We start from the raw sequence: 22,313 nt of genomic DNA on the forward strand, positions 1-22,313 counted from the left end.
GGCTTTTCCCTTGAGCCCCGCTCCTTTGGCGTGCAAAAGTCCGCCCGATCAAATCAGCATATTGGAGACGACCATGGACGTTCGCGCCGCTGTTGCCGTACAGGCAGGAAAACCACTCGAAGTGATGACCGTGCAGCTCGAAGGCCCCAAGGCCGGCGAAGTGCTGATCGAGGTGAAGGCCACGGGCATCTGCCACACCGACGACTTCACGCTCTCGGGCGCCGACCCGGAAGGCCTGTTCCCGGCGATCCTCGGCCATGAAGGCGCCGGTATCGTCATCGACGTCGGCCCCGGCGTCACCTCGCTGAAGAAGGGCGACCACGTCATTCCGCTCTACACGCCGGAATGCCGCGAATGCTACTCCTGCACCTCGCGCAAGACCAACCTCTGCACCTCGATCCGCTCGACCCAGGGCCAGGGCGTCATGCCTGACGGCACCTCGCGCTTCTCGATCGGCAAGGACAAGATCCACCATTACATGGGCTGCTCGACCTTCGCGAACTTCACCGTTCTGCCGGAGATCGCGCTCGCCAAGATCAATCCCGACGCCCCCTTCGACAAGGTCTGCTACATCGGCTGCGGCGTGACGACAGGCATCGGCGCCGTCATCAACACCGCCAAGGTCGAGATCGGCTCCACAGCGATCGTCTTCGGCCTCGGCGGTATCGGCCTCAACGTTCTTCAGGGCCTGCGCCTTGCCGGCGCCGACATGATCATCGGCGTCGACATCAACCCTGACCGCAAGGCCTGGGGCGAGAAGTTCGGCATGACCCACTTCGTCAATCCGAAGGAAGTCGGCGACGACATCGTGCCCTATCTGGTCAACATGACGAAGCGCCACGGCGACCTGATCGGCGGCGCCGACTACACCTTCGACTGCACCGGCAACACCAAGGTGATGCGCCAGGCGCTCGAAAGCTCGCATCGCGGCTGGGGCAAGTCGGTCATCATCGGCGTCGCCGGCGCCGGCCAGGAAATCTCGACCCGTCCGTTCCAGCTGGTCACCGGCCGCAACTGGATGGGCACCGCCTTCGGCGGCGCGCGTGGCCGCACCGACGTGCCGAAGATCGTCGACTGGTACATGGAAGGCAAGATCCAGATCGATCCGATGATCACCCACACCATGCCGCTCGAAGACATCAACAAGGGCTTCGACCTCATGCACAAGGGTGAATCCATCCGCGGCGTCGTGGTCTATTGATCACCCAGCCAAACTACACGGTCGATGCGCGGAGGCTCGATGAGCTCTCCGCCGTCGAGCTGTACGCTCTGTTGAAAATGCGCGTCGACGTCTTCGTCGTCGAGCAGAACTGCCCCTATCCCGAACTCGACGGCAAGGACGCGGACGCCCTGCATCTGCGCCTGCTGCAGGATGGCGACCTGATCGCCGCCGCCCGGATATTCGCCCCGGCGGACAAGGACGCACCCGCCAAGATCGGCCGCGTCGTCGTCTCTCCCGATCATCGCGGCAAACGCCTCGGCGACGCCGTCATGCGCGAGGCCATTTCCGTCTGTGAAAATCGCTATCCGCAAGCACCGATCTACCTCTCCGCCCAAAGCCACCTCTCCCGCTTCTACGGCGGCTTCGGCTTCGAGACGACGTCGGAGGAATATCTCGAGGACGGCATCCCGCACGTCGACATGGTCAGAGCGGTACGCTGACCTTTGCTTGAATGTAGATGCAATTGTAGTTACAATCGCATCCGATGTACGAGTGGGACGACGCCAAGAATGCTGCAAACATTGCAAAACATGGCGTCGGCTTCTCGACGGCCGTGCGGATTTTCGATGGTCGCGTTCTGACCGCCGTTGATGATCGGTTTGACTACGGCGAAATCCGGAAGAACAGCATCGGCCTTGTCGACGGCATTCTGTTTCTCGTGGTGACGCATACCGATCGCAAGGACATAACGCGCATTATTTCCGCCCGTCCGGCTAACCGAAAAGAAAGGGAGCGCTATGTCGCAGAGATACGACAAAGAACTAAGCCCTGAAGAACTGGCGGCCCTTGCCGATGAGGATATCGACACCAGCGACATCCCTGAACTCGACGACAGTTTCTGGAGCAAAGCCGAGCTCATCGAACGCGAGGGAACCGAGCAGGTTACGCTGCGGATCAAGAAATCGGTCCTGCAGTTCTATCGTAGTTCCGGAAAAGGCTATCAGACGCGCATGAACGCGGTGCTGGAATCCTACGCGCGCAGCCTCAAGAAATAGCGGTAGGTTCCACTGCCACGCACGACAGCCCCCATCACGCAATGCGGCACGACTTTGAAATGGCCGGCGGCTTTTTCACAAATCGGTCCTGATTTGGGAGCCATCGGCAGCTGAGGAGGAGAAGCTGAGCATGGCATATCAGGTATCGATCCACCCCGCGCTCGATGGCGGGGTCAAGAAAGGCCAGTCGAATTTCAGTGGTGGCACGCTCGTCTGCGCCTGCGCCAGCCGCCCGGTCAAACTCGCGGTCAAGGGCACGGTCGCGCACAACCATGCCTGCGGCTGCACCAAGTGCTGGAAGCCCAAGGGAGCCGCCTTCTCGGTGGTCGCGGTCGCCTCGACCGACAACGTCACCGTTCTCGAAAACGGCGACAAGCTCGCCGTCGTCGACAAGGACGCGCTGATCCAGCGCCACGCCTGCAAGGAGTGCGGCGTCCACATGTACGGCCCCGTCGAGCGCGACCACGCCTTCAAGGGACTGTCCTTCGTCCATCCGGAACGCTTCCAGGAGCCGGGCTGGCCCGAGCCGACCTTCGCCGCCTTCGTCTCCTCGATCATCGAGAGCGGCACCCCGCCCTCGGCCATGGCCGGCGTTCGCGGTCGGTTGAACGAACTCGGCCTTGCGCCCTACGACTGCCTGAACCCGACGCTCATGGATGTGCTCGCGACCTTCGCCGCGAAGAAGGCCGGCACGCTGAAGGAGGCGTGAGGATCGTACTTACTGTGAAACCTGCTGCGCGCCGACCGCGCGCAGCTCTGGCGCACGCCAATCCATGTTTTTTTAGGAAGCGTCGACTGTGTCGATTTGATAAACTGCTTCCAACGACAAACCAAGGGATCACGTATGTCCGCAACATCCGCATTGTCTCTGACAGAACAGCAGCAGAATCTCATCGATCGTTTAGTCGAGACCGGCCGTTTTGACGGCGCGAACGACGTTGTGTCGACAGGGCTTCGCTTGGTCGAAGAACGTGAACGGCAGGCGGCGGCATTTATTGCCGGAATCGAGGCCGAGATCGAAAAAGGGCTAGCCAGTGGCCCTTCGGAGCCGATGGAGCCGATGAAAGATCTCCTCGTCAAGTTCCGCACCGGAAAGATATGAGCAGCGGCACGATACGTCGTCGACGGCTGTTCCTTCTGGATGCTCTTGATGCCTGGAACTTCATTGCCAAGGATAGTGAATCTCGCGCGGACGATTTCGCGTTGAGACTTGAAGCTCGAGCGCAGATATTTGCCGACAATCCGTTTCTTGGCGTAACCCGTTTTCCGAAGTTCCCAAACCTCCGGCTTTTTACTTTCAGACAATATATCGTGGTCTATGAACCCATTTCCGACGGATCGGGCATAGAACTGCTCCGCCTCTTACATGCCGCGCGAGACTATCATCGCTTTTTTGAAGACTGACACCACGGACACCGACAAACACCCATGCACCATATCTACGTTGACGCAGACGCCTGCCCGGTCAAGCCAGAGGTTCTCAAGGTCGCCGAACGCCTCGGCATCGAAGTGACCTTCGTCGCCAACTCCGGCCTGCGCCCCTCGCGCGATCCGATGGTGCACAATGTCATCGTCTCCAGCGCCTTCGACGCCGCCGACAACTGGATCGCCGAGCATGCGGGCCCAGGCGACGTCGTGGTCACCGCCGACGTACCGCTTGCGGTGCGCTGCGTCGCGACGGGCGCCTTCGTCACCGGTCCCACCGGCCGCGTCTTCGACGACACCAATATCGGCATGGCAAGCGCCATGCGCGATCTCGGCGCGCATCTGCGCGAGACTGGCGAAAGCAAGGGCTACAACGCCGCCTTCGGCCCGAAGGACCGCTCCCGCTTCCTCGAAACATTCGATCGGCTGTGCCGCCGCGCCAAGGCCGTCACGCCACCACCAGGAGAGTAGAATGAACATCCTATCCCAGGCGACCGCCTTCGGCGGCATGCAGGGCGTCTTCACGCACACGTCGGATGCGCTGAAGTGCGACATGACCTTCGCCGTCTTCGTGCCCCCGCAGGCGATCGAAAAGCCCTGCCCGGTTCTCTGGTATCTCTCGGGCCTCACCTGCACCCACGCCAACGTCATGGAAAAGGGCGAGTATCGCCGCATGGCCGCCGAACTCGGCCTGATCATCGTCTGCCCTGATGTCAGCCCGCGCGGCAACGACGTGCCGGACGAACTGACCAACTGGCAGATGGGCAAGGGCGCCGGCTTCTATCTGGACGCCACCGAAAAGCCCTGGGCCGAGAATTACCAGATGTACACCTACATTACCGAGGAATTGCCCGCTTTCGTCAGCCCGCACTTCCGCATGGACATGGATCGCCAGGGCATCTTCGGCCATTCCATGGGTGGCCACGGCGCCATGACCATCGCGCTCAGGAACCCCGGCCGCTTCAAGAGCTGCTCGGCCTTCGCCCCGATCGTCGAGCCCTCGACCGCCGACTGGTCCGCCCCCGCCTTCGAAAAATATCTCGGGGCCGACCGCGCCGCATGGCGCCAGTACGATGCCTGCGCCCTGGTCAGGGATGGCGCCCGCTTCCCCGAATTCCTGATCGACCAGGGCAAGGCCGACGGCTTTCTGGAAAACGGCCTGCGCCCCTGGCTGTTCGAAGAGGCGATCGAGGGCACCGACATCAAGCTGACGCTGCGCATGCACGAGCGCTACGACCACTCCTACTACTTCATCTCGACCTTCATGGACGATCACCTGAAGTGGCACGCCGAACGTCTCGGCTGAGATGTCCCCGGACACACGATCGGCCCCGAAAGGGGCCGATCGGTCGATGCGCTCGTGGTTTGCGCATCCATATGTCGCCTGATCGGACCGCGCCGCGTGACAGGTCCGCCGCCGTCCGATCAAACCTCGCGCTTGTTACCTGCGCTTGTCGATCGCAAAGGCGCCAGCGCCCGCGAACACCAGGAACAGGAAGATGAAGCAGTAGAGAATTGCTTCGGCGCCGCCGTTTACGGCAGGGAAGAAGCCGCTCGGGAAGTGCATCATGAAATAGGCGACAGCCATCTGCCCGGCGAGGATGAAGGCAACCGGACGGGTCAGGAAGCCGACGAGGATCGCGATGCCGCCAATGAACTCGAGCAGTGCAGCAAACAGGAATAGCGGCGACAGCGGACCGCCGGCGCCCTGCGGGATCGGGAAGGCGAAAAGCTTCATCGTGCCGTGCTCGATGAAGAGCAAGGCGGTGATGATGCGGAGCGCGGCCAGCGCATAGGGCTGATACGCGTTAAGGCGTTCGAAACTGGGCATAAGTCTCTCCTTAGGTCATAAGACAGAGGAGCGTTAGCGATACGCTCGAAGACAAAAAAGCCACCCTCACAGCAACTCCAATCACATCCACTTGATTTTCATCGTTTTTCCACGACTTAATCACCCTAGAGCGGAATATTGTCGTGTTTCTTCCAGGGATTGGTAAGGTCCTTGTTGCGCAGCATCTTCAACCCGCGCGCCAAGCGCCGCCGCGTCGAATGCGGCATGATCACCTCGTCGACATAGCCACGCTCCGCCGCCACGAACGGAGACAGGAACCGCTCCTCGTACATTCTTGTATGTTCGGCGATCTTGTCGGGATCGGCGATGTCCTTGCGGAAGATGATCTCGACCGCGCCCTTGGCGCCCATCACGGCGATCTGCGCCGTCGGCCACGCATAGTTGAGATCGCCGCGCAGATGTTTCGACGCCATCACGTCGTAGGCGCCGCCGAAGGCCTTCCGGGTGATCACGGTCAGCTTCGGCACGGTCGCTTCGGCATAGGCGAAGAGCAGTTTCGCCCCGTGCTTGATCAGCCCGCCATATTCCTGCGCCGTCCCCGGCAGGAAGCCTGGCACGTCCACGAAGGTGACGATCGGGATATTGAAGCAGTCGCAAAAGCGGACGAAGCGCGCCGCCTTGCGTGAGGCATCGCTGTCGAGAACGCCGGCCAGCACCATCGGCTGGTTGGCGACGAAGCCGACCGTCGAGCCCTCGATCCGGCCGAAGCCGCAGACGATGTTCCTGGCGAAACTCGCCTGGATCTCGAAGAAATCGCCCTCGTCCGCCGTCTTCAGGATCAGTTCCTTGATGTCGTAGGGCTTGTTGGCATTGGCGGGCACCAGCGTATCCAGCGACGCGTCCGTTTCCGTCACCGACTGGTAACATTCGATCTCGGGGACCGCGGACGTGTTCGACTGCGGCAGCAGATCGATCAGCCGGCGTACCTGCGAGAGCGCCTCGACGTCGTTGTCGTAGGCGCCGTCGGCGATCGAGGACTTCGTCGTGTGCACCGAGGCGCCGCCGAGCTCCTCCGCCGTCACCGTCTCGTTGGTCACGGTCTTGACCACATCGGGGCCGGTCACGAACATGTAGGAGGTGTCACGCACCATGAAGATGAAATCGGTCATGGCGGGCGAATAGACGTCGCCGCCGGCGCAAGGCCCCATGATGACGGAGATCTGCGGGATCACGCCCGAGGCGAGCACGTTGCGCTGGAACACCTCGGCATAGCCGCCGAGCGCCGCCACGCCTTCCTGGATGCGCGCGCCGCCGGCGTCGTAGATGCCGATGATCGGCGCGCGGTTCTTCAGCGCCATGTCCTGGACCTTGATGATCTTCTCGGCATGCGCCTCCGACAGCGAGCCGCCGAACACCGTGAAATCCTTGGCGAAGACGAAGACGGTGCGGCCGTTGACCGTACCCCATCCGGTCACCACGCCGTCGCCGGCGATCCGGCTCTTTTCCATGCCGAAATCGTTCGACCGGTGCTCGACGAACATGCCGAACTCCTCGAAGGAGCCTTCGTCGAGAATGAGGTCGATGCGCTCGCGCGCCGTCAGCTTGCCGCGCTTGTGCTGCGCCTCGATGCGTGTCTCCCCGCCACCCTTGCGGGCGATATCGCGGCGACGTTCGAGCTCTTCGAGAATTTCCTTCAAGGCGACCTCCCGTTGCGGCGCGATTATTCCGAACCCGGGCTGAGCGTGAAGATCGACCGGATACGCGCCGAGATGTTTTCAGCAAGAATTTCGTCGGACGCATCCGAGAGGTTCGAGCGGCTGAGCACCTCGAACTGCGAGACGGCGATGACAGTGCCGTCGTCGACCGAAGCCGCATCGACGGTGATCTTCGCCGAGCTCTGGCTCTTGTCGTACCCCTGCTCCTTGGCGACGGAAACGACGCGGATGGTCAGGACGACGCGCGGATAGACTTCCTTGCGCACCGTGGCGTTGATCGCCTTGTTGACCCGATCGCCCACGCCGGCAAGCACCGCGGGCGGCACTTTCGGCCCGGAGACGACCACGGCGCTGCGCACGTCATAAACCGGACCCGGCGCCTCCTTCGGCATCAGCGAGCCGCAGGAGGCCAGCGCCAGGCTCGAAACGAGTGCGACAAGCGAAAATAAGATTTTGGAAACAACCGACTGAAACATATTCATGACGAAAAACCGCGTCCACCCCACTAAGAGTCGCGATCTTCGCCATAAAGGCGGTCATGGCAATCTATTTCAGCCCTTCAGTGCCAAAAAAGCACGGGTGGCGGCGAGAAAATCGATGAAACGCAGCGCGCGCCGCTCTTGCGCCTCTTCGTCGCTGCCCCAGTGCTCGATCGTCCAGTCCTCTTCGAGATGCGCGAGCGACCAGACTTCGTTTTCGTCGAGCTCGCCTTCGGCAAACGCCAGCGCCAGAAGCGCCGAGCCCGTCAGCGTCGTGATCGTGTGCAGCACCGCGAGCGCGATGGCGTTGTCGTGCTTGCGCAGCGCCGCCGAAAACGCAGCGATGGCGCTTTGCGGCTGCTGCTGGTGGACGATGCCCTCGGCCAGGATGAAGCGCGCGCCGAGCGCGTTCGACGCCCAGTCGAGCACCGGGTCCCAGAGCGCGGTCTGCCGCGCCACCAGCTCTTCCGGACCCTCGGCGCGGTAGCACAGCATGTCGGTGCCGGAGAAGCGCAGTATGTCCTCGAACACCGCCTGCGTGTCGGTCGCAACGCCGTCGATGGCCGTGTTGATCAGCTTGGTGACAGGCATGGAGGCCGGATCGATCTCGTCGCCCTGCGCCGTCCACTCGCCAGCCATCAGCTCGGCGAGCTTGCGCGTCGGCGCAGCCAGGAGATTGCGGGCCGGCGTGCGCACCGGCTTGCCGTCGAGCGCGACCACGAAGCCGGCGTCGGTGCCCTGGGCCTCGCTCACCGAGACGTCCTTGTAGAAGCGCTTGGGCAGCGGCTTCTTCATCTGGATCTGCGCGCGGCGGATCGGATCGGGATGGCTCAGCGCCTCGGACAGGTCGTTCAACAGATCACGCATGGCTCACCTCAGGAAAAATGCTTCAGTATGTCGGCCGGATGGTAGGCGATCGTATCGGCGCCGGCCGCGACCAGCTCGTCGACGCTGGCATAGCCCCAGGACACGCCGATCGCCGTGGCGCCGGCCGCCTTCGCCATCTGCATATCGTAGATCGCATCGCCGATGACAATGGTGTCGGCGGGATTCATCCCCGTTTCGCCGCAGCATTCCGTCACCATGGCCGGATGCGGCTTCGACGGGCAATCGTCGGCGGTGCGCGAGACGATGAAATCGCGGGCGAAACCGTGGGTTTCGAGAATGTGCACCAGTCCCCGACGCGACTTTCCCGTCACGGCGCCGATCAGCACCTCGTCCTTCTCGGCCAGCGTCCGGATCAGCTCGCCGATGCCATCGAACAGCGGCACGTCGACGCCGGCTTCGGCGCGCACATCGGCGTAGATCGCCTTGTAGTGCGCGGTCATCGCCACCGCCTCGTCGTCCACATGCGGCTTGCCCTGCATCCGGGCGATGGCGATATCGAGCGTCAGCCCGATGATCGCCTTGGTCTGCGAGATATCGGGCCGGTCATGGCCGAAATGCACGAAGGTGCGCGCCATCACCTCATGGATCAGCGCGGCGCTATCGACAAGCGTGCCGTCGCAATCGAACAATGCCAGTTTCATTCCCGAATTCATTTCAAGCGTCATTCCCAAGTTTATTCGAAGTCTTCCCGGTCCGCTTCCGCCAGATCGAGGCCGAGCAGGTTCCAGGTCTGGACCATGTGCGGCGGCAGCGGCGCGGTCACCCGCAGGCGCCCGCCGCTCGGATGCGGAACGTCGATCTTGCGGGCGTGCAGATGCAGCCGCTTCTGGATGCCGCCGGGGAAATCCCAGTTGTGGTCGTCGTCGAAATACTTGGGATCGCCAATGATCGGATGGCCGATATGCAGCGCGTGGACGCGCAGCTGGTGCGTGCGGCCGGTATAGGGCTCCATCTCCAGCCAGGCGAGGTTCTGGGCCGCCGTCTCGCGCACCTTGTAATAGGAGATCGCGTGGTCTGCGCCCTCCTCGCCATGCTTGCAGACCCGCATACGGTCACCGTCGGGCGTCTGTTCCTTCACCAGCCAGGTCGAGATCTTGTCCTCGTGCTTGCGCGGCACGCCCTTGACCAGCGACCAGTAGGTCTTCTTGGTGTCGCGCTCGCGAAACGCCGCCGTCAGCTTCTGCGCCGCACCGCGCGTGCGGGCGATGACCAGCACGCCCGAGGTGTCGCGGTCGAGGCGGTGAACCAGCCGCGGCTTTTCGCCCTTCGGGCTTGTCCAGGCCTCCAGCATCTTGTCGATGTTGCGCGTCACGCCGGAACCGCCCTGCACGGCAAGGCCGGCCGGCTTGTTGAGCACGATCACCTTGTCGTCCTCATGCAGGACCATGCGCTGCAAGAGTTCGTAGTCGCCGCCATGCTTGAGATCGTGGCTGGCGATCGGCCCGCTCTTCTTGGCGTCGACATCGAGCGGCGGCACCCGCACCACCTGCCCCGGCTGCACGCGCGCATCGGTCTTCACGCGGCCGCCATCGACACGCACCTGGCCGGAACGCATCAGCTTCTGCAGCGGACCGAATCCGAGGCCGGGATAGTGGATCTTGAACCAACGATCGAGGCGCATGCCCGCCTCGTCGGCTTCGACGGTAATATGTTCAATGCCAGCCATGTCTGTACTTTCGGAAAGAGTTGCCGGCACCAGGCGCGGCCTTTGCCGCTGGCTTTAGAGCATTTTACGCAAAAACGGAAACCTGAATCTCAGATCCCATTTCAGATCAACGCCCGCATCATCGCAAGCCCGGCGAAAACCGCCGCCATCGACAGCCCGACGCTCGCCACCACATAGACCGCCGCCGACGCCATCGCCCCGCGCTCGATCAGCGAAATCGCATCCAGCGAAAAGGCGGAGAACGTCGTGAAGCCGCCGAGAAACCCGGTGATCAACAGCAGCCGCAATTCGTTCGAGGCATTGAACCGCCGCGCGATCAGCTCGGCGAAAACCCCGATCACGAAACAACCGACAACATTGACGGCAAGCGTCCCCCACGGAAAGCCCGGCCCCATCAGCCGCAACGACCACTGGCCGACATAATAGCGAAGCACCGAACCGATGGCGCCGCCGACGGCGACGAGAAGAGCCTGGATCATGCCGCTTGTGTAGCGCAGGCCGGAAGCGTTGCCAATCGACAGCGATCGTCACGATTCACCCTTCCACCTCAATAGCTGCACGGCCGGTCGTTGTTGAAGCCCATCGCGCAGGCCGAGTTCATTGGCATGTCGCCATTGCGGCTCGGCGCGGTCGACGTGCAGGCCGTGGCGATGAAGGCGGTTGCGAGCAGCGCTCCGACAAGCGCAAGCGAGTGAAAACGGCGCATCTGAACTCCTCCTTTGAAGGATTTGACGATCATGTTTTCGAGTAACGCGGGAAGTAACGAGGCCATGAGAAAGATCTAGCGGCGCACTACATTTGAAATATATCGCAAAAAGCAGAAACACGGCACAAGAACCATCACATTCGCTCATATTTTAGCGATATTCTTAGCGGCACGGGAAGGTGCGCCGTCCTAAATCTGTCACATGTCAGTTCTCGTTGGTTCAATTTCGGCAAGTACGGCGGCAGCGGCGTTTGAAGCGCTGCGCATCGCCCCGCGCGTATCCGCGAGCACCGCCGCCAAGGACGCCCGCAAGGTGGCCGAACGGCAGCGCCACGCCGATGCCGACGAAGGCCCCGATGAAACGGCCGCCGTCATCAACTCGACCGAAGTCGCGCTCGACCTGATGACCATGGGCCAGCGTCAGCCGCAGGCCGCCCTGCAGCAGGCTCTCAAGCTCTACGAGGAAGACTGAGACCACCTGTCGCGATGCCTCCGGGAGCCGATCCCGCAGAAGCACGCGACAAAAAATTGCTCGCCGGCGACATTCCCCCTTGCCAAGCCGCGCCATCGCCAGATAATTGCGCTCAACCTTGTTGGGAGAAGCCGGCTCGTCGCAGCCGGTGCCGAAGGAGCAACCGCCCCGGAAACTCTCAGGCAAAAGGACCAGCAAGGGGCAGACGGAACTCTGGAGAGACGCGTTCAAAAAAACGCGCGCCGAAGGGATAACAATCTCAGGCAAACAGACAGAGGGGGCTCGAAACAAGGCGCGACCGCGCCCGAATATTGAGCCCGCGCATGGAACCCACGCGCAAACACCGGAGGCGTCCTTGGACGATACTGCTGCCCTGAAGAAAACCCCGCTGCATGACCTGCATCTGTCGCTCGGCGCCCGCATGGTACCCTTCGCGGGCTATGACATGCCGGTGCAATATCCGGCCGGCGTCATGAAGGAACATCTGCAGACCCGCGCGGCCGCCGGTCTCTTCGATGTGTCCCACATGGGCCAGGTCGTCATCAAGGCGAAGTCGGGCAAGTATGAGGACGCAGCGCTTGCGCTCGAAAGCCTCGTTCCGGTCGATATCCTCGGGCTCGCCGAAGGACGCCAGCGCTACGGCTTCTTCACCGACGAAAACGGCGGCATTCTCGACGACTTGATGATCACCCATCTCGACGACCACCTCTTCGTCGTCGTCAACGCCGCCTGCAAGGATGCCGACGTCGCGCACCTTCAGAAGCACCTCTCCGACACCTGCGATATCACGGTGCTCGACCGCGCGCTGATCGCGCTGCAGGGTCCGCGCGCCGTCGAGGCTCTGGCCGAACTCTGGGCCGATGTCGCCGCCATGAAGTTCATGGACGTGCGCCACTGCCGCCTGCACGACGTCTCCTGTCTTGTCTCGCGCTCCGGCTATAGCGGCGAAGATGGCTACGAGATCTCGATCCCCTCGGAGATGGCCGTCGATGTCACCAAGCGGTTGCTCGAACATCCCGACGTCGAGCCGATCGGCCTCGGCGCCCGCGACAGCCTGCGCCTCGAAGCCGGCCTCTGCCTCTATGGCAACGACATCGACACGACGACGACCCCCGTCGAGGCGGCCCTCGTCTGGGCCATCCAGAAGGCCCGCAAATCGGGCGGCGCCCGCGCCGGCGGCTTCCCCGGCGCTGAACGCATCCTCTCCGAACTCGACCAAGGCGCCACCCGCCGCCGCGTCGGCCTGAAGCCCGACGGCAAGGCCCCGGTGCGCGGCCATGCCAAGCTCTACGCCGACCAGGAAGGCAAGACCGAGATCGGCGAAGTGACCTCAGGCGGCTTCGGCCCCAGCGCCGAAGGCCCTGTTGCCATGGGTTACGTGCCGGTCGCCTCTGCCGATGTCGGAACGGTCGTCTACGCCGAGGTACGCGGCAAGTACCTGCCGGTCACCGTCGCGGCCCTGCCCTTCGTCGCTCCGACGTACAAGCGATAAGACCATGAGCGCGGCGGCGATCCATATCGTTGCACTGCCTGTTCAGGCGCACTGTTCGCAGGCCGCCGTCGCTGGCGTTGCGCGAGGATTACCCCCCTCTGCCCTGCCGGGCATCTCCCCCACAAGGGGGGAGATCGACCCGGAGCAAGCGCCTTACCAAACGGTGAGCGTGGAGCGAGTGGGAGCGCCCAGCCCATCTCCCCACCTGTGGGGGAGATGGCCGGCAGGCCAGAGGGGGGCACCACACGGCACCACCTCAGCCAGCGACCACCACACGCCACCACGCCAACCAAAACAAACCACCCATTTCCACCAATCACCCCATTCCCCAGAGAGGACCATCCCATGCTGAAATTCACCGAAGAACACGAATGGCTGCAGATCGAAGCCGGTGTCGCCACCGTCGGCATTACCACCTATGCCGTCGAGCAGCTCGGCGATCTGGTGTTCGTGGAACTGCCTGAAGTCGGCGCCACCTTCGGCAAGAACGACAACGCGGCCACCGTCGAATCCGTCAAGGCCGCCTCGGATGTCTACTGCCCGCTCGCCGGCGAGATCACCGAAGTGAACCCGGCCATCGTCGCCGATCCGTCGCTGGTCAATTCCGACCCTCAAGGGTCTGGCTGGTTCTTCAAGCTGAAGCTTGCCAACGCCGCCGATGCCGATGGCCTGCTCGACGAAGCGGCCTACAAGGAGCTCACCGCGTAATGACGACGCCGACGGAATTCCAGTTTACCGACTACCAGCCCTACGACTTCGCCAATCGTCGTCACATCGGCCCCTCGCCGGCCGAAATGACCGATATGCTCAAGGTCATCGGCTATAACAGCCTCGACGGGCTGATCGACGCGACCGTGCCGCCCTCCATCCGCCAGAAGGCGCCGCTCGTCTGGGGCGCGCCGATGACGGAGCGCGAGGCGCTCGACAAGCTGCGCGAAACCGCCAACAAGAACAAGGTCCTGACCTCGCTGATCGGCCAGGGCTATTACGGCACGATCACGCCGCCGGTCATCCAGCGCAACATCCTGGAAAACCCGGCCTGGTACACGGCCTACACGCCCTACCAGCCGGAAATCTCCCAGGGCCGCCTCGAGGCGCTCCTGAACTACCAGACGATGATCTGCGACCTGACCGGCCTCGACGTCGCCAACGCCTCGCTGCTCGACGAAGCAACGGCCGCCGCCGAAGGCATGGCGATGGCCGAGCGCGTCTCCAAGTCGAAGGCCAAGGCCTTCTTCGTCGACGCCGCCTGCCATCCGCAAACGATCGAGCTGATCAAGACCCGCGCCGAGCCGCTCGGCTGGAGCGTCGTCATCGGCAACCCGTTCACCGATCTCGACCCGGTCGACGTCTTCGGCGCGATTTTCCAGTATCCGGGCACGCACGGCCATGTGCATGATTTCACCGGCCTGATCTCGCGGCTGCACCAGACTGGCGCAATCGCCATCGTCGCCGCCGACATCCTGGCGCTGACGCTTCTGAAATCGCCTGGCGAAATGGGCGCCGACATCGCCATCGGCTCGTCGCAGCGCTTCGGCGTTCCCGTCGGCTACGGCGGCCCGCACGCCGCCTACATGTCGGTCAAGGACGCCCACAAGCGCTCCATGCCCGGCCGTTTGGTCGGCGTCTCGGTCGATGCCCGCGGCAACCGCGCCTACCGCCTGTCGCTGCAGACCCGCGAACAACACATCCGCCGCGAAAAGGCGACGTCGAACATCTGCACCGCGCAGGTTCTGCTCGCCGTCATGGCCTCGATGTACGCCGTCTTCCACGGCCCCAAGGGCATCAAGGCGATCGCCCAGCAGGTCCACCAGAAGGCCGTGCTGATGGCCAAGGGGCTGGAAAAGCTCGGCTACACCATCGAGCCTGAGACCTTCTTCGACACCATCACCGTCGATGTCGGCCACATGCAGGGCGTCATCCTGCGCGCGGCGGTCGCCGAAGGCGTCAACCTGCGCAAGGTCGGCGCCACCAGGATCGGCATGAGCCTCGACGAGCGCACCCGCCCGGCGACGCTGGAAGCCGTCTGGCGCGCCTTCGGCGGCAACTTCGCCGTCGCCGATTTCGAGCCGAGCTACCGCCTGCCCAAGGGCCTCGCGCGTACCAGCGAGTACCTGACACATCCGATCTTCCACATGAACCGCGCCGAAAGCGAGATGACGCGTTACATCCGTCGCCTCTCGGACCGCGATCTGGCGCTCGACCGCTCGATGATCCCGCTCGGCTCCTGCACGATGAAGCTCAACGCCACGGCCGAAATGCTGCCGATCACCTGGCCCGAGTTTTCGGATATCCATCCCTTCGTGCCCGCCGATCAGGCGCTCGGCTATCGCGAGATGATCGACGACCTGACCGAAAAGCTCTGCGCCGTCACCGGCTACGACGCCTTCTCCATGCAGCCGAACTCCGGCGCGCAGGGCGAATATGCCGGCCTCTTGACGATCCGCAACTACCACATCGCCAACGGCAACGGCCATCGCGACGTCTGCCTGATCCCGACCTCCGCGCACGGCACCAACCCGGCATCCGCCCAGATGGTCGGCATGAAGGTCGTGGTCGTCAAGGTTCGCGAAAACGGCGACATCGACCTCGACGATTTCCGCGCCAAGGCCGAGCAGCATTCGGACAACCTATCCTGCTGCATGATCACCTACCCCTCGACGCATGGCGTGTTCGAGGAAACGGTGAAGGAGATCTGCGATCTCGTGCACAAGCATGGCGGCCAGGTCTATCTCGACGGCGCCAACATGAACGCCATGGTCGGCCTGTCCCGCCCCGGTGACATCGGCTCCGACGTCAGCCACCTCAACCTGCACAAGACCTTCTGCATCCCGCATGGCGGCGGCGGTCCCGGCATGGGCCCGATCGGCGTCAAGTCGCACCTCGCGCCCCACCTCCCCGGCCATCCGGAAACCGACGGTCGTTCGGGTGCCGTGTCGGCGGCAGCCTTCGGCTCGGCATCCATCCTGCCGATCTCCTGGAGCTACTGCCTGATGATGGGCGGCGAAGGCCTGACGCAGGCGACCAAGGTGGCGATCCTCAACGCCAACTACATCGCCGCCCGGCTGAAGGGCGCATACGACGTGCTCTACAAGTCCGAGGCCGGCCGCGTGGCGCATGAATGCATCATCGACACGCGCCCGCTGGTCGACAGCGCAGGCGTGACCGTCGACGACGTCGCCAAGCGCCTGATCGACTGCGGTTTCCATGCGCCGACCATGAGCTGGCCGGTAGCAGGCACGCTGATGATCGAGCCGACGGAATCGGAAACCAAGGCCGAACTCGACCGCTTCTGCGAGGCCATGCTGGCGATCCGCCAGGAAGCCCGCGACATCGAGGAAGGCCGCTCCGACAAGACCAACAACCCGCTGAAGAACGCCCCGCACACGGTCGAAGACCTGGTCGGCGAATGGGACCGTCCCTACTCGCGCGAACAGGCCTGCTTCCCCCCCGGCGCCTTCCGCGTGGACAAATACTGGTCCCCGGTCAACCGCGTCGACAACGTCTTCGGCGACCGCAACCTGATCTGCACCTGCCCGCCGCTCGAGGATTACGCCGAAGCGGCCGAGTAGGGATACGAGATCGAGACGCCCGGCTTTGTCCGGGCGTTTCTGATTCCGGATTTCCGCGATAGTCACCAACAGGAAGCCGACACCCCGATGCCCCATCTCCAAGGCTTCCATTACCGCGCGATCTCAACCACCGACGCCCGCCCACCGCTCCTCCTCCTGCACGGCAGCAGCCGCGACGAGACCGAACTCCCGCCGCTGGCGGAGACCGCCGCCCCCGGCTGGCCATATCTGTCGCTACGCGGACCTATCCCCTGGGAGAGCGGCTACGCCTTCTTCCGCCGCAACCCCGACCGCACGCTCGACCAGGCCAACCTCGCGCTCCAGACCGAACGCCTCCACACCTTCATCGCGAGCGCCATCGAAACCGGCTTGATCGCCCGCCCACCCATCCTCTTCGGCTTCTCGAACGGCGCCATCATCGCCGCCTCTCTCCTGATCCGCGATCCCGACATCGCGACCGGCGCCATCCTCATCCGCCCGCTCACGCCCGATCCCGACGCGATCCTCCCGCCGATATCAGCCAAGCCCGTCCTGATCCTCTCCGGCGACCGAGACGACCGCCGCGCGCCCGAGGACGCCGCTCTTGTCACTGGACAGTTCCAGGCCGCCGGCGCCGACGTCACCAGCCATGTCTCACCGACCGGCCACGATCTCCATGACAACGAACCCGCCATCATCGCCCGATGGCTCACATCCCGCGTCTTTCCGCTTGCCCACACCCGCCCGCCGCTTTAAGCAGGCCGCCACGCGGCAACAGACAACAGGCGAGCAGTTCCATGGCAAAATCCGACGGCGATCTCACGCAGCAGCCCTGGCCTCAGCCCGTGACGCTGGCGTTGGAGGAGCCCGGCCAGTACGTCACCATCGCCACCACCCAGGCCGCCTCCTGGGCGATGATCGAGGACTGGCCGACGGAAGACGGTCCGGCGCTCGACAAGGCGCTTCTCGTCTGCGCCGACGTCATCAAGGGCAAGCGCAGCAACGACGACGCACGCAAGGCCTTCATCGCCGCGGCGCTCGAGGCCGGCATCGATATCAGGAAAGATTGAGCGGACGGGCCATCACGCGCCCGGCACCGTCAGCGGCGGCCCCAGAAACTCCACGTCCCATGTCTTGGCGAAGACATTGAGCGCCGCCGTATCCGGCCGCCCGTCGCGCATGACGTCGGCCAGCCCGAGGAAGAAGGCCCGCGCATCGAGCCCCGGCGCGATCAGGATATACTGCCGCGCCGGCCTGTCGGTCACGTTGACGAAGGCATGCGCGGCACCACCGGGAACAGTCACGACATCGCCCTCATCGGCGTAAAACCGCGCGCCATCCACCTCGAACAGATACCGCCCCTCCATCACCCGGAAGACCTCGGTCTCCTTGTGCCGATGGCGCGGCGGCCCGAAGCCGGGCGCGTTGACCGTGTCGATGAAGCAGAACGCGCCGCCCGTCGTCGATGGATCGACCCGCACGCCGAGCTCCAATCCGATCGCCGGTATCTTGATGACCTCTTCGGTCGCTTTGGAGTGAGACGTCTCGATGGTCATGACACGGTATCCTTGCGCGGATTGAAAGAGACCGCCCTCGTTGGCAGGCAAGAAGCTCTCTACCAAGCCCCGTCGAGCCCCGCTAGCCTCCAGCAAAACATGCACGCACAGCGCGTCAAACACGGCGTCTAGAAAGCTTGATGCGCGCGAAAATTGCTATAATCTCCACTTATCGCCACCCGACCACGTCACCGTTCATCCAGCCGAGGAGGATCGCATGTCGCCTGTCATCAGCATGATCGCGCGGGAAATCGACCTCCCCGCCCCGCTCGCTGCCGCAGCCGTGACCGGGGCGGCGAAACTCTTCGATCCGCCACGGCGGTCAACCGCCCTCCGGCATTCGGCGTCCCCGCGCTGACGTCGCCGCCCTTCGCCGCCTATCAACGTCTCGTGCGCCGCTACCAGTCACCGCATGGGGACATGAGACCACCGGGCCTGTTTGCGTGATCCCGCCAATCCCGACGGGAAACGACTGCGTTACCGGCAACGGACCAGAGACCCCATGTCGATTTCAGATGTCATCTACCGCCCCTTCGAGCGCCTGATCCGGCCGCTCGACATCCCCTACCGGCCGCTGCCGTCGAAAGGGCCGGTCGCCGTCCTCCTGCATTTCATCTCGATGTTCCGCGGCGTGCTGATCGCGCTGGCGCTGTCATCGATGGCGATCGAGGCGATGAACCTGACGATCGTCTGGGGCCTGTCCGTCATCGTCGACGGCGTCACACAGAAAGGTGCCGCGCTCTTCCTCGGCGAGCAATGGCCGCTTCTCACCGTCCTCGGGCTGCTGATCTTCCCGGCCATGCCGATCGCCTCCTTTCTCGTCAATACGCTGACCGCGCACACGCTCGGCGTCGGCATGCCCGCCGCCATCCAGTGGCAGGGGCACAAGGCGGTGGAGCGGCAGGATCTCGCCTTCTTCCATGATCTCTACGCCGGTCAGGTCGCCTCGCGGCTGCAGCAGGTGTCGTCGGCCGTGCAGCAGCAGATCATCGCGGCCTTCCAGTCGATCCCGCGCTTCCTGCTGCAGATGGTCGGCTCGGTGGTCCTCCTGAGCGCGCTCTCCTGGCAGCTCGCCGTGCCCGCCGCCATCTGGATCGCGCTCAACGTCGCGCTCGCGGTCAAGATGGCACCCGTCTTCACCGAGAGGTCGCGCAACACCGCCAGACAGCGCAGCCTGGTTGCCGGCGCCATCACCGATCTCTACACCAACATGCAGATGATCAAGCAGTTCGCCGCCGAAGACAGCGAGGCCGGCGCCATCCGAAGCATCATCGGCACGTCGATCAGCACCCAGCACCGCGAGCAGCGGATCTATCGCACCTCGGAGCTCATCGTCGTGGCGCTCAACATGCTCCTGTGGCTGGCGATCCTGACGATCGGCTTCACCGGCCTGATCAGGCAGTTCCTGACGATCGGGGAGTTCGTCGGCGCCGTCTATGTGCTGCAACGCCTCTCCCGTCACACCTTCACCTTCCTGCAGATGGGCCAGCAGATTTTCCAGGCGATCGGCACGATCAAGGACGCCATGCCGGTGATGACGACACCGCCGACCATCACCGACCGCGCCGATGCCGTCGATCTCGATGTCAGCCGCGGCGAAATACGCTTCGACGACGTGACCTTCGCCTACAAGGCCGGCAAAGCGGTCGTCGCCAACCTGTCGCTCACGCTGCGCCCCGGTGAGAAGGTCGGCCTCGTCGGGCTCTCCGGCGCCGGAAAGACGACGCTGGTGAGCCTGCTGCTGCGCTTCTACGATGTCGGCTCGGGCACCATCCGGATCGACGGCCAGGATATCCGCGATGTCACCCAGGCGAGCCTTCGCCGCAACATCGGCGTCATCGCGCAGGACGTCTCGATGCTGCACCGCTCCGTCGGCGACAACATCCGTTACGGCCGGCCGGAGGCGGCGCGCGACGAGATCGAACAGGCGGCAAGGACGGCGAGCGCCGACCGGTTCATCGCCGATCTGCGCGACGCCGAGGGGCGTCAGGGCTACGACGCCTATGTCGGCGATCGTGGTATCAAGCTCTCGGGCGGTCAGCGCCAGCGCGTGGCCATCGCCCGCGTCCTTTTGAAGGACGCGCCGATCCTGGTGCTCGACGAGGCGACATCGGCGCTCGACAGCGAATCCGAAGCCGCCATTCAGGAAAAGCTCGATCTGGTGATGCGGGGAAAGACCGTCATCGCCATCGCCCACCGCCTCTCGACCATCGCCATGATGGACCGCATCGTCGTGCTCGACCAGGGACGCATCGTCGAGGAGGGAAGCCCCGCCGAACTGGCCGAAGGAGACGGCCTCTTCGCGCGTCTGTGGAAACGCCAGACCGGCGGTTTCATCCCCGAGGAGATCGGCTAGCCAGACCGCTCACGCGTCAGCCACCCAGCACCACGGCAATGCCGACCAGGGCCAATCCAAGGCCGGTCATGGTCACTCCCGCGTGCAGTGGCCTGCCGCCGGAAAAGCCGGCCCATGCATATCCGGTAAAGAACAGCAGGCCGGTCAACAGCAGGTTGCTCACCCGCAAGGCGCGTTCGCCATCCGCGATCAGGAAGAAGGGGATGACGGCAGGAATGGCCGTCGCCGAAACCAGCAGAAACACCGCGAGCGCCGCGACAAGATCGTCTCTCGTCAAGGAAAGCCGGCGCGGCGTCGACCGGCCGGCAAGCGTCAGCACCGAACGATAGAGCGCCTCGGCATCGGCATCGTCGACCGAGAGCGCCGCCCCCTCGGTTGGAAACTCCTCGCGGATCACGGCAAGGGCCGCGGCTTCGTCGCGCGCCGTCCTGATCTTCGCGAACAGCTGCAACCGCCTGTTCCTGAAGAACGTCGTGCCAAGAATGCGCAGCACGGCGTCGATGAGCCCCCAGGCGATGTTGCATCCGAGTGTCGAGACGATCAGGCCCCTGACATCAAGCCCCTCTTCCTGCATCACGAGCCTGGAACCGATCGTCCAGGTCAGCGCCATGATCAGGCCGAAAAGCACTTCGGCGAGCGCGTCGCCCGGATCGAGCGTCTCGAAGATGGAGCGGATCGTCCTGAACGTCACGGCCTTGTTCCAACCGGCAACATCCACCCGTTGCCCTGCCGGCATGCGACAGCGAATTATGGTCGAAATGGCCGATTTCTTCATTGAGCCGGATCAAGGGCCCCGATCGAGGGCCCCGATCGAGGGTTATGCGGAGTGGCTCGTCTCATTGCCGCACGCCCGCGTTCGCCGCACGCACGTTGATGAAAATCAGTGCTCCGGCAACGAAATCAGCAGCATGGTCATTTTTTCATCCCCGCGCTCACCGCCTGCTCCACACTCACCCCGTCCCGTCTTCGGATACACCGGTTGCGTTACCGGCGAGATGGGACCGGCGCTTTCGGGAAGCCCCTGACGCAGGGTGAAACGAGGGGCGTCGCGGAATGGTCCCGCCAGTGAAGAGCTGGTGTGCGGGTACGAAGGTCGGTTCGCCGATACCACGCGCCTATGCACATGAGGGACGGCGACTGGCCGACCGTTAAGCCCGGAAGGGTTTTGCGGAACGGCGCCGGGGTGCCGCGGGCGACAGGTCCGTGGAGGCCCTCCTGGCGTCGATCAAGACGGCCCTTCGGGATGCCCGGGGAGCGAAAGCCTCAAGAACAAGAACAATCCCGCGAGCATATCTCTGAAAAGATGCCGATCACCCGGTAAAGGAACCAGGACACGACCGCAGACCGCCGAACGGGGCGCCGGAAGGTGTCAACAAAACTAAACTATTTACGAGGCAGCTTTTGGCGCCCCGTCCGATCAGATACCGTATCAACCGGGGGTAAAGCCTGCCGGGGGAAACGCATGCTGTTTTGCAGGTGGGAGTTTTGAAAGTGGCCAACGTCAGCGCCCGCAGCCCCCTTGCATGTTCATTTTGCGTTGATTGTCTGATGATCGACGCGCACTCCGACGGATGGCCATCCGTCGGAGTGCGGACGTTCGGGACCGCGGCCCCCTTGGCTTGAACCGGGGATGAGCTTGGTCCGGCCGTCCTTTGCGTTTGTCCTGAACAGATGATGGGGAGCAAGTCCCGCATGCAAGGCAAGGTAGCGTCAAAACAAAACGCGGCACCAGTTTATGTCGGTGTCGATGTGTGTAAAGAGTGGCTCGACATTCATTTGCATCCGCTGGGCCGCGACCTCAGGCTTGCCAATGGCAAGGCCGGGCTGCAAGCGCTGAAACGGCTGCTGCGCGGGCTGCAGCCGGCCTTAATCGTGATGGAGGCAACGGGTAAGTTTCACCGGATGGCCCATCGCAGCCTGCATGAGAGCGGCTTTCCGGTCGCTATCGTCGATCCGTATCGGGCCCGTATGTTCGCCAGAGCCTGCGGCCATCTCGCC

26 protein-coding genes, 1 pseudogene and 1 riboswitch are annotated in these 22,313 nt (G+C 63.6%); of the genes and pseudogenes, 17 read left to right on the forward strand and 10 right to left on the reverse strand.

From position 1 onward, the window contains the following. Positions 1-73 precede the first annotated feature (73 nt). The 9 genes from GGQ67_RS21065 (at position 74) to fghA (ending at position 4,948) form a co-directional block, all read left to right on the forward strand. Positions 74-1,201, forward strand: coding sequence for an S-(hydroxymethyl)glutathione dehydrogenase/class III alcohol dehydrogenase (locus GGQ67_RS21065; protein ID WP_183902087.1), 1,128 nt, complete (start codon positions 74-76; stop codon positions 1,199-1,201). Beyond that, entirely contained in the window at positions 1,201-1,662 is a 462-nt protein-coding gene (locus GGQ67_RS21070) for a GNAT family N-acetyltransferase (protein WP_425503821.1), read from the forward strand. Before GGQ67_RS21065 ends, GGQ67_RS21070 begins: the two co-directional genes overlap by 1 nt. Positions 1,663-1,706: 44 nt before the next feature. Continuing rightward, a complete protein-coding gene (locus GGQ67_RS21075; protein WP_183902089.1) occupies positions 1,707-1,994 on the forward strand; it encodes a BrnT family toxin in 288 nt (95 codons plus the stop codon). Beyond that, complete coding sequence (locus GGQ67_RS21080) at positions 1,960-2,217, forward strand: BrnA antitoxin family protein (RefSeq protein WP_183902090.1); 258 nt, start codon at positions 1,960-1,962, stop codon at positions 2,215-2,217. Before GGQ67_RS21075 ends, GGQ67_RS21080 begins: the two co-directional genes overlap by 35 nt. Positions 2,218-2,347: 130 nt before the next feature. Beyond that, on the forward strand, positions 2,348-2,926 hold the full coding sequence (gene gfa / locus GGQ67_RS21085; protein ID WP_183902091.1) for an S-(hydroxymethyl)glutathione synthase: 579 nt from the start codon (positions 2,348-2,350) through the stop codon (positions 2,924-2,926). A 135-nt stretch (positions 2,927-3,061) separates the two neighbouring features. Continuing rightward, positions 3,062-3,319, forward strand: a complete 258-nt coding sequence (locus tag GGQ67_RS21090) for a ribbon-helix-helix domain-containing protein (protein ID WP_183902092.1) — start codon at positions 3,062-3,064, stop codon at positions 3,317-3,319. Continuing rightward, positions 3,316-3,621, forward strand: coding sequence for a type II toxin-antitoxin system RelE/ParE family toxin (locus GGQ67_RS21095; RefSeq protein WP_183902093.1), 306 nt, complete (start codon positions 3,316-3,318; stop codon positions 3,619-3,621). The genes GGQ67_RS21090 and GGQ67_RS21095 overlap by 4 nt, the downstream gene beginning before the upstream one ends. A 24-nt stretch (positions 3,622-3,645) precedes the next feature. Then, positions 3,646-4,113, forward strand: a complete 468-nt coding sequence (locus GGQ67_RS21100; RefSeq protein ID WP_183902094.1) for a YaiI/YqxD family protein — start codon at positions 3,646-3,648, stop codon at positions 4,111-4,113. Between the two features lies 1 nt (position 4,114). Next, positions 4,115-4,948 carry an S-formylglutathione hydrolase gene (gene fghA, locus GGQ67_RS21105; protein ID WP_183902095.1) on the forward strand — a complete coding sequence of 278 codons (834 nt, stop codon included), beginning with the start codon at positions 4,115-4,117 and terminating at the stop codon, positions 4,946-4,948. A 135-nt stretch (positions 4,949-5,083) separates the two neighbouring features. Here the strand turns inward: fghA and GGQ67_RS21110 are convergent, their stop codons facing one another. The 8 genes from GGQ67_RS21110 to GGQ67_RS21145 form a co-directional block, all read right to left on the reverse strand. Further along, a complete protein-coding gene (locus tag GGQ67_RS21110; protein WP_183902096.1) occupies positions 5,084-5,473 on the reverse strand; it encodes a DoxX family protein in 390 nt (129 codons plus the stop codon). 125 nt (positions 5,474-5,598) lie between these two features. Further along, positions 5,599-7,131, reverse strand: a complete 1,533-nt coding sequence (locus GGQ67_RS21115; protein WP_183902097.1) for an acyl-CoA carboxylase subunit beta — start codon at positions 7,129-7,131, stop codon at positions 5,599-5,601. A 23-nt stretch (positions 7,132-7,154) separates the two neighbouring features. Further along, positions 7,155-7,625 carry a hypothetical protein gene (locus GGQ67_RS21120; RefSeq protein WP_183902116.1) on the reverse strand — a complete coding sequence of 157 codons (471 nt, stop codon included), beginning with the start codon at positions 7,623-7,625 and terminating at the stop codon, positions 7,155-7,157. A 75-nt stretch (positions 7,626-7,700) separates the two neighbouring features. Further along, positions 7,701-8,495 carry an ATP12 family chaperone protein gene (locus GGQ67_RS21125; protein ID WP_183902098.1) on the reverse strand — a complete coding sequence of 265 codons (795 nt, stop codon included), beginning with the start codon at positions 8,493-8,495 and terminating at the stop codon, positions 7,701-7,703. A gap of 8 nt (positions 8,496-8,503) precedes the next feature. After that, a complete protein-coding gene (locus GGQ67_RS21130; RefSeq protein ID WP_183902099.1) occupies positions 8,504-9,157 on the reverse strand; it encodes an HAD-IA family hydrolase in 654 nt (217 codons plus the stop codon). Positions 9,158-9,189: 32 nt separating this feature from the next. Then, positions 9,190-10,182, reverse strand: coding sequence for an RluA family pseudouridine synthase (locus GGQ67_RS21135; protein ID WP_183902100.1), 993 nt, complete (start codon positions 10,180-10,182; stop codon positions 9,190-9,192). A gap of 101 nt (positions 10,183-10,283) precedes the next feature. Continuing rightward, positions 10,284-10,661: a fluoride efflux transporter CrcB gene (gene crcB / locus GGQ67_RS21140; protein ID WP_183902101.1), complete on the reverse strand. Its 378-nt coding sequence runs from the start codon at positions 10,659-10,661 to the stop codon at positions 10,284-10,286. A 68-nt stretch (positions 10,662-10,729) separates the two neighbouring features. Further along, positions 10,730-10,888, reverse strand: a complete 159-nt coding sequence (locus GGQ67_RS21145) for a hypothetical protein (protein ID WP_183902102.1) — start codon at positions 10,886-10,888, stop codon at positions 10,730-10,732. A 202-nt stretch (positions 10,889-11,090) separates the two neighbouring features. On the opposite strand from GGQ67_RS21145, the gene GGQ67_RS21150 reads away from it, so the two are divergent. The 6 genes from GGQ67_RS21150 to GGQ67_RS21175 all read left to right on the forward strand — a co-directional run bounded on the left by GGQ67_RS21150 (position 11,091) and on the right by GGQ67_RS21175 (position 17,473). Next, on the forward strand, positions 11,091-11,360 hold the full coding sequence (locus GGQ67_RS21150) for a hypothetical protein (protein ID WP_183902103.1): 270 nt from the start codon (positions 11,091-11,093) through the stop codon (positions 11,358-11,360). A 112-nt stretch (positions 11,361-11,472) separates the two neighbouring features. Next, a riboswitch (glycine riboswitch) is annotated at positions 11,473-11,564 on the forward strand. Between the two features lie 151 nt (positions 11,565-11,715). Then, a complete protein-coding gene (gene gcvT, locus GGQ67_RS21155; RefSeq protein WP_183902104.1) occupies positions 11,716-12,852 on the forward strand; it encodes a glycine cleavage system aminomethyltransferase GcvT in 1,137 nt (378 codons plus the stop codon). Positions 12,853-13,197: 345 nt separating this feature from the next. Further along, complete coding sequence (gcvH, locus tag GGQ67_RS21160) at positions 13,198-13,560, forward strand: glycine cleavage system protein GcvH (RefSeq protein ID WP_112945865.1); 363 nt, start codon at positions 13,198-13,200, stop codon at positions 13,558-13,560. Continuing rightward, a complete protein-coding gene (gene gcvP, locus GGQ67_RS21165; protein ID WP_183902105.1) occupies positions 13,560-16,424 on the forward strand; it encodes an aminomethyl-transferring glycine dehydrogenase in 2,865 nt (954 codons plus the stop codon). The genes gcvH and gcvP overlap by 1 nt, the downstream gene beginning before the upstream one ends. Before the next feature lie 87 nt (positions 16,425-16,511). Then, positions 16,512-17,159 (forward strand): alpha/beta hydrolase, encoded by a 648-nt coding sequence (locus GGQ67_RS21170; protein WP_183902106.1) that lies wholly within the window; start codon positions 16,512-16,514, stop codon positions 17,157-17,159. Positions 17,160-17,200: 41 nt separating this feature from the next. Then, the gene (locus tag GGQ67_RS21175; protein ID WP_183902107.1) at positions 17,201-17,473 is read left to right on the forward strand and encodes a DUF982 domain-containing protein; all 273 of its coding nucleotides are present in this window, start codon (positions 17,201-17,203) and stop codon (positions 17,471-17,473) included. Positions 17,474-17,485: 12 nt separating this feature from the next. Here GGQ67_RS21175 and GGQ67_RS21180 read toward each other — a convergent pair whose 3' ends face one another. After that, positions 17,486-17,959, reverse strand: a complete 474-nt coding sequence (locus GGQ67_RS21180) for a cupin domain-containing protein (RefSeq protein WP_183902108.1) — start codon at positions 17,957-17,959, stop codon at positions 17,486-17,488. A 502-nt stretch (positions 17,960-18,461) separates the two neighbouring features. Here GGQ67_RS21180 and GGQ67_RS21185 point away from each other — a divergent pair. Then, complete coding sequence (locus tag GGQ67_RS21185; protein WP_183902109.1) at positions 18,462-20,315, forward strand: ABC transporter ATP-binding protein; 1,854 nt, start codon at positions 18,462-18,464, stop codon at positions 20,313-20,315. 16 nt (positions 20,316-20,331) lie between these two features. On the opposite strand, the gene GGQ67_RS21190 is transcribed toward GGQ67_RS21185, so the two are convergent. Beyond that, positions 20,332-21,006 (reverse strand): VIT1/CCC1 transporter family protein, encoded by a 675-nt coding sequence (locus GGQ67_RS21190; protein ID WP_343056534.1) that lies wholly within the window; start codon positions 21,004-21,006, stop codon positions 20,332-20,334. A 1,001-nt stretch (positions 21,007-22,007) separates the two neighbouring features. Between GGQ67_RS21190 and GGQ67_RS21195 the strand changes: the two are divergent. Next, positions 22,008-22,313, forward strand: a pseudogene (locus GGQ67_RS21195) (IS110 family transposase); the annotation flags it as partial.

The organism is Rhizobium metallidurans (assembly GCF_014196505.1).
In the GTDB taxonomy this organism is placed as follows: domain Bacteria; phylum Pseudomonadota; class Alphaproteobacteria; order Rhizobiales; family Rhizobiaceae; genus Rhizobium; species Rhizobium metallidurans.

Coding starts and splice junctions, on each gene's coding strand:
- GGQ67_RS21065 (WP_183902087.1), top strand. CDS start 74: ATGGACGTTCGCGCCGCTGTTGCCGTACAGGCAGGAAAACCACTCGAA.
- GGQ67_RS21075 (WP_183902089.1), top strand. CDS start 1,707: ATGTACGAGTGGGACGACGCCAAGAATGCTGCAAACATTGCAAAACAT.
- GGQ67_RS21080 (WP_183902090.1), top strand. CDS start 1,960: ATGTCGCAGAGATACGACAAAGAACTAAGCCCTGAAGAACTGGCGGCC.
- gfa (WP_183902091.1), top strand. CDS start 2,348: ATGGCATATCAGGTATCGATCCACCCCGCGCTCGATGGCGGGGTCAAG.
- GGQ67_RS21090 (WP_183902092.1), top strand. CDS start 3,062: ATGTCCGCAACATCCGCATTGTCTCTGACAGAACAGCAGCAGAATCTC.
- GGQ67_RS21095 (WP_183902093.1), top strand. CDS start 3,316: ATGAGCAGCGGCACGATACGTCGTCGACGGCTGTTCCTTCTGGATGCT.
- GGQ67_RS21100 (WP_183902094.1), top strand. CDS start 3,646: ATGCACCATATCTACGTTGACGCAGACGCCTGCCCGGTCAAGCCAGAG.
- fghA (WP_183902095.1), top strand. CDS start 4,115: ATGAACATCCTATCCCAGGCGACCGCCTTCGGCGGCATGCAGGGCGTC.
- GGQ67_RS21110 (WP_183902096.1), bottom strand. CDS start 5,473: ATGCCCAGTTTCGAACGCCTTAACGCGTATCAGCCCTATGCGCTGGCC.
- GGQ67_RS21120 (WP_183902116.1), bottom strand. CDS start 7,625: ATGTTTCAGTCGGTTGTTTCCAAAATCTTATTTTCGCTTGTCGCACTC.
- GGQ67_RS21125 (WP_183902098.1), bottom strand. CDS start 8,495: ATGCGTGATCTGTTGAACGACCTGTCCGAGGCGCTGAGCCATCCCGAT.
- GGQ67_RS21130 (WP_183902099.1), bottom strand. CDS start 9,157: ATGAAACTGGCATTGTTCGATTGCGACGGCACGCTTGTCGATAGCGCC.
- GGQ67_RS21135 (WP_183902100.1), bottom strand. CDS start 10,182: ATGGCTGGCATTGAACATATTACCGTCGAAGCCGACGAGGCGGGCATG.
- crcB (WP_183902101.1), bottom strand. CDS start 10,661: ATGATCCAGGCTCTTCTCGTCGCCGTCGGCGGCGCCATCGGTTCGGTG.
- GGQ67_RS21145 (WP_183902102.1), bottom strand. CDS start 10,888: ATGCGCCGTTTTCACTCGCTTGCGCTTGTCGGAGCGCTGCTCGCAACC.
- GGQ67_RS21150 (WP_183902103.1), top strand. CDS start 11,091: ATGTCAGTTCTCGTTGGTTCAATTTCGGCAAGTACGGCGGCAGCGGCG.
- gcvH (WP_112945865.1), top strand. CDS start 13,198: ATGCTGAAATTCACCGAAGAACACGAATGGCTGCAGATCGAAGCCGGT.
- gcvP (WP_183902105.1), top strand. CDS start 13,560: ATGACGACGCCGACGGAATTCCAGTTTACCGACTACCAGCCCTACGAC.
- GGQ67_RS21170 (WP_183902106.1), top strand. CDS start 16,512: ATGCCCCATCTCCAAGGCTTCCATTACCGCGCGATCTCAACCACCGAC.
- GGQ67_RS21175 (WP_183902107.1), top strand. CDS start 17,201: ATGGCAAAATCCGACGGCGATCTCACGCAGCAGCCCTGGCCTCAGCCC.
- GGQ67_RS21180 (WP_183902108.1), bottom strand. CDS start 17,959: ATGACCATCGAGACGTCTCACTCCAAAGCGACCGAAGAGGTCATCAAG.
- GGQ67_RS21185 (WP_183902109.1), top strand. CDS start 18,462: ATGTCGATTTCAGATGTCATCTACCGCCCCTTCGAGCGCCTGATCCGG.